The 14,635-nt window shown below is 60.2% G+C and carries 14 protein-coding genes; 4 read left to right on the top strand and 10 right to left on the bottom strand.

Features of this window, described 5'->3' with window-relative positions:
• Position 1 precedes the first annotated feature (1 nt).
• Positions 2–928 (bottom strand): LysR family transcriptional regulator, encoded by a 927-nt coding sequence (locus tag NL123_RS24360; protein ID WP_010212678.1) that lies wholly within the window; start codon positions 926–928, stop codon positions 2–4.
• 123 nt (positions 929–1,051) lie between these two features.
• Here NL123_RS24360 and fpr point away from each other — a divergent pair, with 123 nt between their 5' ends.
• Positions 1,052–1,831 carry a ferredoxin-NADP reductase gene (fpr, locus tag NL123_RS24355; protein WP_003189055.1) on the top strand — a complete coding sequence of 260 codons (780 nt, stop codon included), beginning with the start codon at positions 1,052–1,054 and terminating at the stop codon, positions 1,829–1,831.
• 146 nt (positions 1,832–1,977) lie between these two features.
• Here the strand turns inward: fpr and tsaA are convergent, their stop codons facing one another.
• The 7 genes from tsaA to NL123_RS24320 form a co-directional block, all read right to left on the bottom strand.
• The gene (gene tsaA, locus NL123_RS24350; RefSeq protein ID WP_248486565.1) at positions 1,978–2,673 is read right to left on the bottom strand and encodes a tRNA (N6-threonylcarbamoyladenosine(37)-N6)-methyltransferase TrmO; all 696 of its coding nucleotides are present in this window, start codon (positions 2,671–2,673) and stop codon (positions 1,978–1,980) included.
• Positions 2,674–2,676: 3 nt separating this feature from the next.
• A complete protein-coding gene (locus NL123_RS24345) occupies positions 2,677–3,138 on the bottom strand; it encodes a YehS family protein (protein ID WP_016977930.1) in 462 nt (153 codons plus the stop codon).
• A 66-nt stretch (positions 3,139–3,204) separates the two neighbouring features.
• Complete coding sequence (locus NL123_RS24340) at positions 3,205–3,915, bottom strand: rRNA pseudouridine synthase (RefSeq protein ID WP_078047152.1); 711 nt, start codon at positions 3,913–3,915, stop codon at positions 3,205–3,207.
• Between the two features lie 71 nt (positions 3,916–3,986).
• On the bottom strand, positions 3,987–4,460 hold the full coding sequence (locus NL123_RS24335; RefSeq protein WP_071492647.1) for a GNAT family N-acetyltransferase: 474 nt from the start codon (positions 4,458–4,460) through the stop codon (positions 3,987–3,989).
• 105 nt (positions 4,461–4,565) lie between these two features.
• The gene (gene rimO, locus NL123_RS24330) at positions 4,566–5,906 is read right to left on the bottom strand and encodes a 30S ribosomal protein S12 methylthiotransferase RimO (protein ID WP_003231334.1); all 1,341 of its coding nucleotides are present in this window, start codon (positions 5,904–5,906) and stop codon (positions 4,566–4,568) included.
• A gap of 181 nt (positions 5,907–6,087) precedes the next feature.
• Positions 6,088–6,423, bottom strand: coding sequence for an addiction module antidote protein (locus NL123_RS24325; RefSeq protein WP_248486569.1), 336 nt, complete (start codon positions 6,421–6,423; stop codon positions 6,088–6,090).
• The gene (locus NL123_RS24320) at positions 6,420–6,743 is read right to left on the bottom strand and encodes a type II toxin-antitoxin system RelE/ParE family toxin (RefSeq protein WP_494356519.1); all 324 of its coding nucleotides are present in this window, start codon (positions 6,741–6,743) and stop codon (positions 6,420–6,422) included. The genes NL123_RS24325 and NL123_RS24320 overlap by 4 nt, the downstream gene beginning before the upstream one ends.
• Positions 6,744–7,157: 414 nt before the next feature.
• Here NL123_RS24320 and NL123_RS24315 point away from each other — a divergent pair, with 414 nt between their 5' ends.
• The 3 genes from NL123_RS24315 to NL123_RS24305 all read left to right on the top strand — a co-directional run bounded on the left by NL123_RS24315 (position 7,158) and on the right by NL123_RS24305 (position 10,749).
• A complete protein-coding gene (locus NL123_RS24315; RefSeq protein ID WP_494356518.1) occupies positions 7,158–9,059 on the top strand; it encodes a potassium transporter Kup in 1,902 nt (633 codons plus the stop codon).
• A gap of 127 nt (positions 9,060–9,186) precedes the next feature.
• The gene (locus NL123_RS24310; protein WP_248486573.1) at positions 9,187–10,293 is read left to right on the top strand and encodes an NADH:flavin oxidoreductase/NADH oxidase; all 1,107 of its coding nucleotides are present in this window, start codon (positions 9,187–9,189) and stop codon (positions 10,291–10,293) included.
• 270 nt (positions 10,294–10,563) lie between these two features.
• A complete protein-coding gene (locus tag NL123_RS24305) occupies positions 10,564–10,749 on the top strand; it encodes a hypothetical protein (protein WP_179030306.1) in 186 nt (61 codons plus the stop codon).
• Between the two features lie 44 nt (positions 10,750–10,793).
• On the opposite strand, the gene NL123_RS24300 is transcribed toward NL123_RS24305, so the two are convergent.
• On the bottom strand, positions 10,794–12,419 hold the full coding sequence (locus NL123_RS24300; RefSeq protein WP_179030305.1) for a glucan biosynthesis protein D: 1,626 nt from the start codon (positions 12,417–12,419) through the stop codon (positions 10,794–10,796).
• Between the two features lie 337 nt (positions 12,420–12,756).
• A complete protein-coding gene (locus NL123_RS24295; protein ID WP_248486574.1) occupies positions 12,757–14,619 on the bottom strand; it encodes a flavin monoamine oxidase family protein in 1,863 nt (620 codons plus the stop codon).
• Positions 14,620–14,635 lie beyond the last annotated feature (16 nt).

Here is a 14,635-nt window from a genome sequence, read left to right as displayed (position 1 = left end):
CTCAGGCAATACTTGGCAACACGATCTCGTCGCTGCGCTGCACCCCGGCGGTGAAGGCGCGGCACAGTTCGAGGAATTCGCGCATCGCCGAGGTCTGGTACTTCTGTTTATGCCAGATGAAGTAGAACTGCCGAGCCAGGTCCAGGTCCGGGGTTTCCACCGGCACCAGGCTGCCGCGGCGGAACGCGTCGCGCAGCGCCAGTCGCGAAATGCAGCCAATCCCCAGTCCCGATTCCACCGCACGCTTGATCGCCTCGGTGTGTTCCAGCTCCAGGCGGATATTCAGCGCGCTACGGTGATGGCGCATGGCTTGGTCGAAGGTCAGGCGCGTGCCCGAGCCTTGCTCCCGCAGGATCCAGGCCTCGTGGGTCAACTCATCCATGCTCGCCACGCCACGCTTGGCCAGATGATGCTGCGGCGCGCAAAACACCACCAGTTCATCTTCCACCCAGGTTTGCACCTCGATATCCGGGTGGCTGCAGTCGCCTTCGATTAGACCCAGGTCAATTTCGTAATGCGCAACTTGGTGCACGATATGTGCAGTGTTCTGCACATGCAGTTTCACCTGGCTCTCGGGGTGCTGTTGCATGAAGCTGCCGATCAGCAGGGTGGCCAGGTAGTTGCCGATGGTCAGTGTGGCGCCGACCGCCAGGGAGCCGAAGCCGGACTTGCCGTTGAGCAGGTCTTCGATCTCCTTGGCCTGGTCCAGCAGCGCTACCGCCTGGGGCAACAGTTGATGACCGAGCGCGTTGAGGCTCAGGCGTTTGCCCGCGCGGTCGAACAATTGGCAGCTGGATTGACGCTCCAGCTCGGTGATCGAGGTGCTGGCGGCGGATTGAGATAAGGCCAGAAGGCCAGCAGCGCGGGAGACGCTTTCCTGCTGGGCGACGGCGACGAAGACTTGCAGTTGACGGAGAGTAAATCGCATATCGATATAACCGATAACCCTTATCTTAATAATCCAGTTAACAGATATTGTCGCCGCCATTAGAATGCTGTGCAATTGCGCAACTACATTTGGCGCAGACCCATTTCCAGGAGTCCCCCGTACATGAGCAACATGAACCACGAGCGTGTCCTCAGTGTTCATCACTGGAACGACACTCTGTTCAGCTTCAAGTGCACCCGCGATCCGGGCCTGCGCTTCGAGAACGGTCAGTTCGTGATGATCGGCCTGCAACAACCCAACGGCCGCCCGCTCATGCGCGCTTACTCCATTGCCAGCCCGAACTGGGAAGAGCATCTGGAGTTCTTCAGCATCAAGGTGCCCGATGGCCCGCTGACTTCCCAATTGCAGCACTTGAAGGAAGGCGACGAGATCATCATCAGCAAAAAGCCGACAGGCACCCTGGTGCTTGACGATTTGAAGCCGGGCAAACACCTTTACCTGCTCAGCACCGGTACTGGCCTTGCTCCGTTCATGAGTGTGATCCAGGACCCGGAAACCTACGAGCGTTTCGAAAAGGTGATCCTGTGCCACGGCGTGCGTTACGTCAACGAAGTCGCCTACCGTGAATTCATCACCGAGCACCTGCCGCAGAACGAATTTTTCGGCGAGGCCCTGCGTGACAAGCTGATCTACTACCCGACCGTGACCCGCGAGCCGTTCGAAAACGAAGGTCGCCTGACCGACCTGATGCGCAGCGGCAAGCTGTTCAGCGACATCGGCCTGCCGCCGATCAATCCTGAAGACGACCGCGCCATGCTGTGCGGCAGCCCAAGCATGTTGGATGAAACCAGCGAAGTGCTGAACAGCTTCGGCCTGAAGGTTTCGCCACGTATGCGTGAGCCGGGTGATTACCTGATCGAGCGCGCATTCGTCGAGAAGTAAGAAAGTCAGGCAATATGCTGACTGGGCCACACAGAACATCCAAATGTGGGAGGGGGCTTGCCCCCGATGAGTGCGTGTCAGTTGATACATCTGTAGCTGACACACCGCTATCGGGGGCAAGTCCCCTCCCACATTGGGTTTTCGGTTTATCCAGCCGGTAGCACTTCCAACACACAAATCACCCCCGCCTCTGGATAGTGCCAACGCACATCCACATCCCAGAACTGCGCCCCGTATTCCCGCTCCGGCCCCGGCACCTGATACGCCGGCCGTGGATCCTGCGCCAGGCACTGATCAATCAGTTCAACCAGCGGCTCGCCAAGGCGCTGAGCATGCTCTTGTGCCTGTTGCAGCGCAGTCTTCAGCCACTGCACGGGGATCAGCTGCGGCGCTGTGCTGGCGATGCTGTTGGTGGCTGTGTCGACAATGTCGGCATACGGCACATACGGCTTGATATCCAGGATAGGCGTGCCATCCAGCAAGTCGATCCCCGAGACCCACAGGCGCCCCGGTTCCACCTTGTCCAGCTTGACTACTGACTGGCCGATTCCGTTGGGGCGATGGGTCGCACGGGTGGCAAACACGCCCATGGATGTATTGCCGCCCAGGCGCGGCGGGCGCACTTTCAGGCGCGGCTTGTCTTCCAGTGCCTGGTGAAACAGGAACAGCAACCACACATGGCTGACCTGCTCCAGGCCTTGCACCGCTTCACCTCCATCGAACGGCGCCACCAGCTCCAGCACGCCACGGGCGGCCGGCGCCAACTGCGGTTGGCGCGGGATGGCGAACTTCTCCTTGAAACAGGAGCGTACGAAACCGACGGGTGAGACCTGGTAACTCATGGCTTACGCACGAACCCGCAGGGTCAGGCCCTTGAGGAAATTACGCAGCAACTGGTCGCCGCACGGACGGTAGTTGGTGTGGCCGAACTTGCGAAACAGCGCGCTCAGCTCCGGCTTGGACACCGGGAACTCGGCGGCCTTGAGGATGGCGTGCATGTCGTCTTCCTTCAGCTCGAAGGCCACGCGCAGTTTCTTGAGGATGATGTTGTTGGTCACCGGCGTTTCGATCGGCTGCGGCGGACGGCTTTCGTCCTTGCCGCGCTTGAAGATCACCAGGCCATCGAGGAAATGCGCCATGACGTCGTCCGGGCAGAACACGAAGCCTTCTTCCTCGTCCTTCTTGAGGTAGGTGAGCAGGTCGTCCTTGGTCACGTCCATGCCGCCGAGCTTGATGATCTCGACCATCTTGTTGTCGCTGATGTCGAGCATGTAGCGCACGCTGCGCAGTACGTCGTTGTGAATCATGGTGGGCAATCCTGGTATTCAACTGAGGACACCGCCAGTCAGGCGGTGTCGGAAAAGGGCGGCGGCTTAGAACTTCTCTTTGCCGCTCAGGTAACGCCACTGGCCGACCGGCACTTTGCCGATGGACACGCCACCGATGCGGATACGGCGAATGGCGATGACTTTCAGGCCAACCGCTTCGCAGAACAGTGCGATCACGCCCGGCTGCGGGTTTTTCATCGCAAAACGCAGGCGGTTTTCGTTCTGCCAACTGGCTTTGACGGCCGGCAGCTCCTTGCCTTTGTAGGTCAGGCCGTGGTTCAGGCGGTTGAGGCCGTGGGCAACCATGTCGCCTTCGACCTCCACCACGTATTCCTGCTCGATCTTGGCCGCATCGGCAGTCAACTTGCGCAGGATCTTCCAGTCCTGGGTGAACACCAGCAGGCCGCTGGCCTTGGCTTGCAGGTCGGCGCTGGCGGTCAGGCGCAGGAAGTGGCCCTTGAGCGGGCGCTTGCCGAAGCGGTGTTCTTCCGAGAGTGTTTCGGCGCTGATCGACGCCATGGCCGTTTCGGCATCCACGCCGGCGGGGGCGTGCAGCAGGATGGTCACCGGTTCGGGCGCGGTGGCCTTGGCCTCCGGGTCGAGTTCGACCTTCTGGGTGGTGACCTTGAACTGCGGTTCGTCGATCACTTCACCGTCCACCGAGACCCAGCCGCCTTCGATGAACAGTTCAGCCTCCCGACGGGAGCAACCGACCAGTTCGATAAGGCGTTTGGAGAGGCGTATGGGGTCAGTCATGACAAGGGCCGTAACAAAAGGGGGCGGCTATTGTACCTGTGTGGGCGCGGTTAATCCCGGCTCCATTTCATTTAGCCTTGGCGGGTATGTTGTTGTATCTGGCGCAAACGCATATGCAGTAACGGATAAGGCTGGCCGAGCCCATCATGCTCCGTGCGTCCGATCACCTCGAAACCTTGTTTGAAGTAGAAGCCCAGCGCCTGGTGATTTTGTTCGTTGACGTCCAGCGCTTCGGCGTTCAAGTGCTCGATTGCATACCGCAGCAATTGCCGGCCCAGGCCACCACCCCGGTGCTGCGGGTCGATAAACAGCATCTCGACCTTGCCGGCCGCTACCCCTGCAAACCCGGTGATGCGTTGGCGGGAGTCCTTGGTGCAGATCAGCATCACGGCATCCAGGTAGCGGGACAGCACCAGGTTTTTCAACAACTCGATGTAAGTGTCTGGCAGAAAGTCATGGGTGGCACGCACCGAAGCTTCCCAAATCCGCGCCAATTCGGTGTAGTCGCTGGTTTTAGGTGTGTGGATAACCGAATGCTGACGCATGCCCGCTGCCCCTTGCCGATGATCGGCGCTGATGGGCAAAACGATAGACCTAAAAAAGCCCCGCATCTTGTCCAGAAGCAGGGCTTTTTGATTTTTTTACACCGATCAGTCGCGCTTTTCAGCCCATAGGTCGTATTCATCGGCATCGGTCACGGTGCACCAGACCTTGTCGCCTGGTTTCAAACCGCTGGCATCGTCGATAAACACGTTGCCGTCGATCTCCGGCGCATCGAAGAAGCAACGGCCGACTGCGCCTTGCTCGTCGACTTCGTCGATCAGCACTTCGATCTCCTTGCCGATACGCAGTTGCAGGCGCGCCGAGCTGATGGCCTGCTGGTGCGCCATGAAACGCTCCCAACGGTCCTGCTTGACGTCGTCCGGCACTACGGCCAGGTCCAGCAGGTTGGCGGGGGCGCCTTCCACCGGCGAATACTGGAAGCAGCCGACGCGGTCCAGTTGGGCTTCGGTCAGCCAGTCCAGCAGGTACTGGAAGTCTTCTTCGGTTTCGCCGGGGAAGCCGACGATGAAGGTCGAGCGGATGATCAGCTCCGGGCAGATCTCGCGCCAGTTCTTGATGCGCGCCAGGGTCTTGTCTTCGAAAGCCGGGCGTTTCATGGCCTTGAGCACTTTCGGGCTGGCGTGCTGGAACGGGATGTCCAGGTACGGCAGGATCTTGCCGGCGGCCATCAGCGGGATCAGCTCGTCCACATGCGGGTACGGGTAGACGTAATGCAGGCGCACCCACACACCCAGGCTGCTCAAGGCTTCGCAGAGTTCGGTCATGCGGGTCTTCACCGGTGCGCCGTTCCAGAAACCGGTGCGGTATTTCACGTCGACGCCGTAGGCGCTGGTGTCCTGGGAGATCACCAGCAGCTCTTTGACGCCGGACTTGACCAGGCGTTGGGCTTCGTCGAGTACGTCACCGACCGGACGGCTGACCAACTTGCCGCGCATCGACGGGATGATGCAGAAGCTGCAGCTGTGGTTGCAGCCTTCGGAAATCTTCAGGTACGCGTAGTGGCGCGGGGTCAGCTTGATGCCTTGCGGCGGCACCAGGTCGATCAGCGGGTTGTGGTCCTGGCGCGGTGGCACCACCTCGTGCACGGCGTTGACCACCTGTTCGTACTGCTGCGGGCCGGTCACGGCCAGCACGCTCGGGTGCACGTTGCGGATATTGCCTTCTTCCACGCCCATGCAGCCGGTCACGATGACCTTGCCGTTTTCCTTGATGGCTTCGCCGATCACTTCCAGGGACTCCGCCTTGGCCGAGTCGATGAAGCCGCAGGTGTTGACCACCACCACGTCAGCGTCCTGGTAGGTGGACACAACGTCATAGCCTTCCATACGCAGTTGCGTGAGGATGCGCTCGGAGTCGACCAGAGCCTTCGGGCAACCCAGGGAAACAAAGCCAACCTTGGGGTTGGCTTTTGCGATGGTGGTGGACATGTCTAACCTCGGTATTGAATGACGCCGCCCGTCGGGCACGACAGGGCTGCGGACGGGCGCTTGGTGCGCCTCTGATCAAAAAGTGCGCAATTCTAGCGACGGGCAGCGCACTTGACCAGCTTTATGCAGGGAAATGCGACGAGTGCTGTTTTGGGCCATTCAAGCGGTCCTTACTCTATCTTTAGGCTCGGAGGTCCTGCTCTGTACGGTGCGCTACAACTTTAGACATGCCTACACCTAAAGCCTGAAGTACTTTCAGGAGGGTGGAGAGCTTAGGGTCGCCGCCGACGGCGATGGATCGGTAGAGATTGGCTCTATTGAGCCCCGTGTTCTGCGACAAACTGAGCATTCCGCCACGAGCTTCCGCCACTCGACGGATAGCAACGAGGAAGGCGTCCTCACCACCCGCTTCATCGATTTCCTCAAGCGCGACAGATAGATACTCGAGCGCAAACGCTTCGTCGTCGCGGAGCATTTCAAGAACGCTGTCTTCGTGAGAGCGCGTACGAATGGTCATTTTTGCTGCACCTTGTAAGATTTCCAGAGAGCTTTGGCCTGATCGATGTCGTTCTGCTGCCTGGCCTTTGAGCCACCGCCCAACAGGAAAATAATTTTCCGATCCTGGATTGCGTAATACACGCGAAAACCAGGCCCGAAGTCGAGCTTCATCTCAAAGATCCCTTCACCCACAGGTTCGGTAGCGCCAAAGTGACCGAGGGACGCTCGATCTACTCTGGTGGTGATTCTTGCTTTTGAACGAGTGTCCTGCACGGTGTCTAGCCAGGCTTGGTATATATCCACGCCGTTGACTGAGAGTACGTGTTTCACTTCGTACATGAGGACTGTACCTTAAAAGAGACAGGGTGATGATTGAGTTTCTGTATCGAATGGGCGCGCCAACAAGCAGAGGCAAGATTTATTGCTCAGGTGGGCCGGCCAAGGAGCTCTCGATTACGCCGTCGATGCGGCACTGCGGAGGCGGGCCGAATATACGGTTGAGCGTAGATGTGATCAATGCAGGCAAAAAGGCTCCAAAGTGCCTTGCCCTCTATGACCGGTTGCACAAAACCCCACCCAAATCACTTGAACAGCGAAATGCGACGAGTGCTGCGCTATGCTTCGCGCCGTTGTGCGTAGGTAAAACCCTAAGGTCAACAAAACGTCTGTTACGAGAAGTAAAACGGCGCATGCTAGGGTCAGCTTAGACGCGTTGTTAATAAAAGACCGCAGGTCAAAGGGCAGGAGTGGTTGATGGGTCACGCGAGTAGTCAGGCAGCAGGTGCCGAGCAGTCAAACGCCAAGCCGATTGGCATGCTGGTGGCAGCGGTCGGGGTGGTTTACGGCGATATCGGGACCAGCCCGCTGTACACCCTTAAAGAGGTGTTCAACGGCGGTTATGGGGTTCAGGTCAACCATGATGGCGTGCTGGGGATCCTGGCGCTGATCTTCTGGTCGTTGATCTGGGTGGTCTCGATCAAATACATGCTGTTCGTGTTGCGCGCCGATAACCAGGGCGAGGGCGGCATCATGGCCCTTACGGCTCTGGCACGGCGGGCGGCGGGGGAGCGCAAGAAGCTGCGCAGTTTCCTCGTAGTGTGCGGCCTGTGTGGCGCAGCGCTGTTCTATGGCGACAGCATGATCACCCCGGCGATTTCCGTATTGTCCGCGGTGGAGGGCCTGGAACTGGCGTTCGATGGCCTGGAGAAATGGGTCGTGCCCATCGCGCTGGTGGTGCTGGTGGCGCTGTTCCTGATCCAGAAGCATGGCACCGATCACATCGGCAAGTTGTTCGGGCCGGTGATGGTGACCTGGTTCCTTGTGCTGGGTGGCCTCGGTGTGTATGGCATCACCCTGCACCCTGAAGTGCTCAGTGCGCTGAACCCGATATGGGCCGTGCGCTTCTTCGAGGCTCACCCCGGCATTGGCGTGGCCATCCTTGGCGCGGTGGTGCTGGCACTGACCGGCGCCGAAGCGCTGTATGCCGACATGGGCCACTTCGGCCGCAAACCCATCGCCCGTGCCTGGTTCATGTTGGTGCTGCCGGCGTTGGTGCTCAATTATTTCGGTCAGGGCGCGATGCTGCTGGGTGATCCGGAAGCCGCGCGCAACCCGTTCTACCTGCTGGCCCCGAGTTGGGCACTGATCCCGCTGGTGGTGTTGTCCACCCTGGCCACGGTGATCGCGTCCCAGGCGGTGATTTCCGGTGCGTTCTCGTTGACGCGCCAGGCGATCCAGTTGGGTTACATCCCGCGCATGCATATCCAGCACACCTCCAGTGCCGAACAGGGCCAGATCTACATCGGTGCGGTGAACTGGTCGTTGATGGTCGGCGTGATTCTGCTGGTGCTCGGCTTCGAATCCTCCAACGCACTGGCATCGGCCTACGGCGTGGCGGTGACCGGCACTATGCTGATGACCACTATCCTGGTGTCGGCGGTGATGCTGCTGCTGTGGAAATGGCCACCGATCCTGGCCGTGCCGGTCCTGGTCTGCTGCCTGTTGGTCGACGGGCTGTATTTTGCCGCCAACGTGCCGAAGATCATCCAGGGCGGCGCTTTCCCGGTGCTGGCGGGGATTGTGCTGTTCGTGCTGATGACCACCTGGAAGCGCGGCAAACAACTGCTGGTGGAGCGCCTCGACGAAGGCGGCCTGCCGTTGCCAATCTTCATCGGCAGTATCCGCGTGCAGCCGCCCCATCGCGTGCAGGGTACCGCCGTGTTCCTCACCGCGCGCCCGGACGCCGTGCCCCACGCGCTGTTGCACAACTTGCTGCATAACCAGGTGTTGCATGAGCAAGTGGTGCTGCTGACGGTGGTCTACGAGGATATTCCCCGCGTACCGGCTGCACGGCGCTTCGAGGTGGACTCCTACGGCGAAGGCTTCTTCCGCGTTATCCTGCACTTTGGTTTTACCGATGAGCCGGACGTGCCCGAAGCGCTGAAGTTGTGTCACCTCGATGACCTGGATTTCAGCCCGATGCGTACCACCTACTTCCTCAGCCGCGAAACGGTGATCGCCTCGCGCATCAAGGGCATGGCCCGTTGGCGCGAAGGGTTGTTCGCCTTCATGTTGAAGAACGCCAACGGCAACCTGCGCTTCTTCAAGCTGCCGGTCAACCGCGTGATCGAGCTGGGCACCCAGGTCGAAATGTAAGCGGCAGTCACACGGGAGCCGGCAATCGGCTCCCGCTTTTCCTTCTGAACCCTGTGCAATCCAGCGTTGTCGACTAGGCTCTAAGCACCGTTTGAATAGTGCCCACAGAACCCAGAAGAGGTGCGCCATGAGTCAGCTGCTCGAACCCTACACGCTCCGTCAATTGACCCTGCTCAACCGCATCGCGGTCTCACCGATGTGCCAATACTCAAGCGACGACGGCCTGGCCAATGACTGGCACCTGGTGCACCTGGGCAGCCGTGCCGTCGGTGGCGCCGGGCTGATTTTCACCGAAGCCACCGCCGTGACCGCCGATGGCCGCATCACCGCCCAGGACCTTGGCCTGTGGAACGATGCCCAGATCGAACCGCTGCAACGCATCACGCGTTTCATTGCGGCCCAGGGCGCAGTGGCCGGCATTCAACTGGCCCACGCCGGGCGCAAGGCCAGCACCCACCGGCCGTGGATTGGCAAGCATGGCAGCGTCAAGCCCGAGGATGGCGGCTGGGTACCCGTGGGACCGTCACCGATTGCCTTCGACCCCCAGCACACCCAACCCAAGCAGTTGGACGAAGGGCAGATCCAGCAAGTGATTGCCGATTTTGTCGCCGCAGCCAAGCGCGCATTGACCGCCGGTTTCGAAGTGGTGGAAATCCACGCGGCCCATGGCTATCTACTGCATCAATTCCTGTCTCCGATCAGCAACCAACGCCAGGACCAGTACGGTGGCTCGTTTGAAAACCGCATCCGCCTGGTGCTGCAAGTGACCAAGGCAGTGCGTGAGGTCTGGCCCCAGGAACTGCCGCTGTTTGTGCGGGTATCGGCCACCGACTGGGTGGAAGACGGCTGGAACCCGGATGAAACCGTGGAGTTGGCACGTCGCCTGAAAGACCTGGGCGTGGACCTGATCGACGTTTCGTCTGGTGGCACCGCCGCCAACGCCGAGATCCCCACCGGTCCTGGCTACCAGACCCGCTTCGCCGAGCGCGTGCGCAAGGAGTCGGGCATCGCCACCGGCACCGTGGGCATGATCACCGAGCCGGCCCAGGCCGAGCACATACTGCGCACGTGCCAGGCGGATATCATCTTCCTTGCCCGTGAGCTGTTGCGCGACCCGTACTGGCCGTTGCACGCCGATGATGACCTGGGTGGGCGCAAGGCAATCTGGCCGGCGCAGTACCAGCGCGCAACCCATCGTGACCAGCCCATTCATGAATCAGATTTGAGAGATTGAGCCCTGACACGCTCCGCCGAAACCCACCCTCACCCGGTGGGTTTTTTTGCGTTCATAGCGTGGGATCACGCTGTAGGTATTTGTTACCGATGTAATTATTTAAGTGATTACTCTAAAAAAATCGCACGCTCGGCGAGATCGTTTCTACGCTTAGGGTAAGCCTGATTTCTGGCCCAGGAAGTCAGTCGGTTTTCCCACACAGACGTTGCGCTTTAGGGAGAAGGGTAATGGGCACCAGGAGTATTTGATGGATATCAGGAGAAGCAGTCCATGGCCAAGTCCTATGGTGTAGCGGGTGCGGTAGCGTCTTTTCTGACCCGCAGGGTGTCTTTGCGCGGGCGAAGGTTGAGCTCGGATGAAGAGGAGTTGCTGGCGCAGTACCGCGCACTGACCGAGAACGATCAGGTGGCGATGCGTTATTTGATTGGGGCGATGAAGAGTGTGTCGCGGTTCTGAAACGAGGAGGGGGCGTTCCCACGCAAGCGTGGGAACGCGGTGCATCAGGTGTACTTGCGCTGGTCCGGTGCCGGCGGGAAGTACTGGTACAGCCAGGTTTCGCTCAAGGTGCGGTCCTGGGTGCGAATGAACAGGCGCAGTTCCACCGGCTCCACGCTGTCGCTGGTCGGGTACCAGTCGAACAGGATGCGGTAGCCCTTGATGTTATCCAGTACCAGCACGCTGAAGTCCTTCACCTGGCCATGGGAACAGGTCACCACCGGCTCGATGCCGGTGCCTGGCGGCAGGCGATCCAGGCCGCCGCCCTTGAAGTCCACGGCAAAGCGGCGCGCCCAGACTTGCGGGTAGTGCTCACCCGGTGCCCAGCCTTCGGTGAAACCGCCCATGCCCGAGCGGGTTGCATCGACTTGCGCCAACGGCGTGCTCACCGGCGGCAGCGCGCTCCAGTACAGCTTGTAGCCATAGTTGAGTGAATCGCCGGCGGCCACGGGTTTTTTCGGAGTCCAGAAGGCCACGATGTTATCGAGCGTCTCGCCGGTGGTAGGGATTTCCAGCAGGTCGATCGAGCCTTCGCCCCAGGCGGTGGTCGGTTCGACCCACAGGCTCGGGCGCTTGCTGTACCAATCCACGGTGTCCTGGTAACTGGCGAACTCATGGTCGGTCTGCACCAGGCCGAAGCCTTTCGGGTCTTTATCGGCAAACGCGTTGAATTGCAGCTTGGCCGGATTGTTCAGCGGGCGGCAGATCCACTCGCCGTTGCCGCGCCACATGGCCAGGCGGTCTGAGTCGTGGATCTGCGGGTGGATGGTGTCGCACATGCGGCGCTCGTGGGTGCCGCAACTGAACATGCTGGTCATTGGCGCGATGCCCAGTTGTTCGATGGTGGTACGCGCATTGATATGCGCGTCGATGGCCATCACCACCTGGTTGGCCTGGCAGTCGATATCAAAGCGGTACGCGCCGGTGGCGCTCGGCGAGTCGAGCAGGGCGTAGACCACGAAGCGGGTGGCGTTCTTGTCCGGGGTTTCGAACCAGAACTGCGTGAAGTCGGGGAACTCCTCGCGTTTTTTCGCGTAGGTGTCGATGGCCAGGCCACGGGCGGAAAGGCCGTACTGGCCGGTGGAATCCACCGCACGGAAGTAGCTGGCACCGAGGAATGACAGCACGTCATGGCGGTCCAGCTCCGGTGCCTTGAATAGCTTGAAGCCGGAGAAGCCCAGGTCGCCGGTCAGCTGTTTGGTGTCGACCGTGGTTTTTTCGTAGTTGAACAGCGAAGGACGGAAATGCACCTCACGGGCTTCGCGGGTCTTGGGGTCGACGCTGTGCATGCGCACCGGCGTCTTGAAGCCCATGCCGACGTGGAAGAACTGCACGTCCAGTTGGCCGTTCAACTCCTTCCACAGCGAATGGTTGCCGTCGTAGCCGATGGCGTTGAAATTCTGCGGGGTCATGGTCGCCAGCGTGGGCGGCAGCACCTGTTTGGTGTCCTTGTAAGCGGTCCCGGCGAGTTGTTTGGCCTGGGCCTTGAGCGTGTCGAAGTCGAACGCCACGGCCTTGCCATCGGCAGCACGGTTCCCGGCCCAGGCCTGGGCGGCGAGCAGGCCGCTGGCCGACAAACCGGTGTAAGCCGCAATGGCCATGGACGCTTTGAGCAAATTCCTGCGGTGCATAGAGACAACCTGTCGTGAGCAAATCCCGCGCCGTTCCTGGCGCGTAGCGGATCAGAAATTACGGTTCGGACATGCCTTCGACCAAACGCAACGGACATTAAACAGACGCCGGATAGCTTAAGCGGTTCGATGACGTAGGAAAATTGATTGATAGCGGCACGATGGCATTGCATATGCGACAAGACATTTCCAATTCTGTGGCCAAAACACTACTTACGAAATATGAAGATCCAAATGTGGGAGGGGGCTTGCCCCCGATAGCGGTATGCCAGTCACTGAATACTGCGCAGGTCCAACTCAATCGGGGGCAAGCCCCCTCCCACATTTAGGCTGCATTTCAGGCGACTTCACCCACTGCTCTGAACGCCTCATCAATCGCCGCATGGGCATACGCACTCCACGCCGCGTCCGAGTTGGCGATGCTCACATGCCCCAGCGGCTTTTTCGCCAGCTTCATCCACGCTTCGGTTTCATCGGCATCATCGAACAAGCTGTTGGAGAAGCTCGCATAACCGTGTGACCAGCGGTTGACAGTGATCGCCAGAATATCGGTCTGATGGTTGAAACCACCCGGGCCAAGCATGCGTTGCAGCTGGTCACGCAACTGCGTTTCCAACTGTTCGAAGGTCTGGCCATACAACTTGCCACGCCCGGCGCGGGCCTGGTCGCGGGCGTTCATGCCGCTGTTGGGGCTGGTGGGCACGTAGACCATGTGCAAGCCGATCGGCTGCGTCGGGTCGCGCGGGTGGTCATAGCCGCCCATGCTTACCGGGTAGTCCAGTTTGATCCGGCTGTAGGGCTGGGTCGCCGCGTAAATCTCGTGCACGCCGAGCTTCTGGAACGACTGCCAATTGCGGATCACCACCTTGGTGTACACCAGCGGGTACTTCACGTTCTGGCTCAGGGCGTGAGCTTGCGGTGCCGGCAAATCCTTCAACAGATACGGAATCATCATGTTGTAGCAGGCCAGGATGCAGCGTTTGCCACGCACTTGTGCGAGTTGCCCGCCACGGCTGTAGCCGATATGCACGCCGTCGCCGACATTACGCACGCTGACCGCCGTGCTGTTCAGTCGCAGGCGTACGGCGGCCTTGGGCTGGTCGAGCTTGGCGTAGTCGAACGCCGCCAGCACGATATCGTCCATGGTGTGCCCTGGTGCCACGCCCGGGATCAGGCTGCGTACCAGCAAGCGCGCCACCGATGCATTGCCGTCCGGGAAGTGATAGATGTAGGGCTCTTCCATTTCAGCAGCGGCTTCTTCGCTGATCGGCGCCAGATTCATCCCGGCAAAACCTGGGAAACCCACGTTGTAGGCATCGGCCGACGCCACGGCATCAATGCTCAGCGCCATGAAGTCATTGGTGCGGCTCTGGAAGTACTTCACTGCGCCTTCCGACAGGCCTACGTTCTTCAGCAGGAAATCGCGGTAGCTGGTGGCTGCCAAATAGTCGGCCTTTTCTTTGGCGGTCTTGCCTGGCAGGTAGTCTTTGGGCGCGGTGTGCAACTCGATCAAGGCCTGACGGTCTGCCGCCGGCAACGGGAAGTCATTGATGAAATCGCGGAGGGCTCGTGCGTTGAGTTGGTCGGGGGCGATGTCGTCGGCGACCATTGGCGTCGGGTCGCCGGTCACCAGCTTGTCTTCGCCGAAGTTTTCCTTGTCGAAAAACACCCCGCGCGACAGCCCGAGGCCAGGGTAGAACTGGCGGTCGAAGGCGGTTTCGAAGCGCTTGATGTTCACGCCGAGCTTTTTCAACAGCCCGTTCACTTCCTTGCTGTACAGGTGGTTGGGCGACTGGAACGCCTCGCTGCCACCGTAGCCGATGATCATGCGGCCACCGGCCTGGAATTCATTGCGCTTGGCGTGGCCGCCGAAGTCGTCGTGGTTTTCCAGGATCAGGATCTTCGCCTTGGGGTGCTTCTCGCGGTAGAACCACGCCGCCGACAGCCCACTCAGGCCGCCACCCACGACCACCAGGTCATAGTGCTCGGTGATCGGCAGCTTGTCGGTGTCGAACACCTTCTTTTCCCAGCCCATCTGGTGCGCCACTTCGAACGAACCGGCGTGGCTGCCGCGCAGGCCGGTCAGGGCAGGAGGGTAGTAACGACCGTCGGGGGCGGCTTGCAGGATTTGCAGTGGGGTCATGCCGGCGGCGATGGTGACAGCGACGCCGTTGAGGAAGTCGCGGCGGGTGATATCCATGGGGGATCCTGAACAT

The organism is Pseudomonas sp. FBCC-B1565 (assembly GCF_059133265.1).
This window is presented reverse-complemented; position numbering and strand designations above follow the sequence as displayed.

What these genes read in the sequence shown, in the direction of transcription:
- NL123_RS24360 (WP_010212678.1), bottom strand. Translation starts at nt 928, where the DNA reads ATGCGATTTACTCTCCGTCAACTGCAAGTCTTCGTCGCCGTCGCCCAG.
- fpr (WP_003189055.1), top strand. Translation starts at nt 1,052, where the DNA reads ATGAGCAACATGAACCACGAGCGTGTCCTCAGTGTTCATCACTGGAAC.
- tsaA (WP_248486565.1), bottom strand. Translation starts at nt 2,673, where the DNA reads ATGAGTTACCAGGTCTCACCCGTCGGTTTCGTACGCTCCTGTTTCAAG.
- NL123_RS24345 (WP_016977930.1), bottom strand. Translation starts at nt 3,138, where the DNA reads ATGATTCACAACGACGTACTGCGCAGCGTGCGCTACATGCTCGACATC.
- NL123_RS24340 (WP_078047152.1), bottom strand. Translation starts at nt 3,915, where the DNA reads ATGACTGACCCCATACGCCTCTCCAAACGCCTTATCGAACTGGTCGGT.
- NL123_RS24335 (WP_071492647.1), bottom strand. Translation starts at nt 4,460, where the DNA reads ATGCGTCAGCATTCGGTTATCCACACACCTAAAACCAGCGACTACACC.
- rimO (WP_003231334.1), bottom strand. Translation starts at nt 5,906, where the DNA reads ATGTCCACCACCATCGCAAAAGCCAACCCCAAGGTTGGCTTTGTTTCC.
- NL123_RS24325 (WP_248486569.1), bottom strand. Translation starts at nt 6,423, where the DNA reads ATGACCATTCGTACGCGCTCTCACGAAGACAGCGTTCTTGAAATGCTC.
- NL123_RS24320 (WP_494356519.1), bottom strand. Translation starts at nt 6,743, where the DNA reads ATGTACGAAGTGAAACACGTACTCTCAGTCAACGGCGTGGATATATAC.
- NL123_RS24315 (WP_494356518.1), top strand. Translation starts at nt 7,158, where the DNA reads ATGGGTCACGCGAGTAGTCAGGCAGCAGGTGCCGAGCAGTCAAACGCC.
- NL123_RS24310 (WP_248486573.1), top strand. Translation starts at nt 9,187, where the DNA reads ATGAGTCAGCTGCTCGAACCCTACACGCTCCGTCAATTGACCCTGCTC.
- NL123_RS24305 (WP_179030306.1), top strand. Translation starts at nt 10,564, where the DNA reads ATGGCCAAGTCCTATGGTGTAGCGGGTGCGGTAGCGTCTTTTCTGACC.
- NL123_RS24300 (WP_179030305.1), bottom strand. Translation starts at nt 12,419, where the DNA reads ATGCACCGCAGGAATTTGCTCAAAGCGTCCATGGCCATTGCGGCTTAC.
- NL123_RS24295 (WP_248486574.1), bottom strand. Translation starts at nt 14,619, where the DNA reads ATGGATATCACCCGCCGCGACTTCCTCAACGGCGTCGCTGTCACCATC.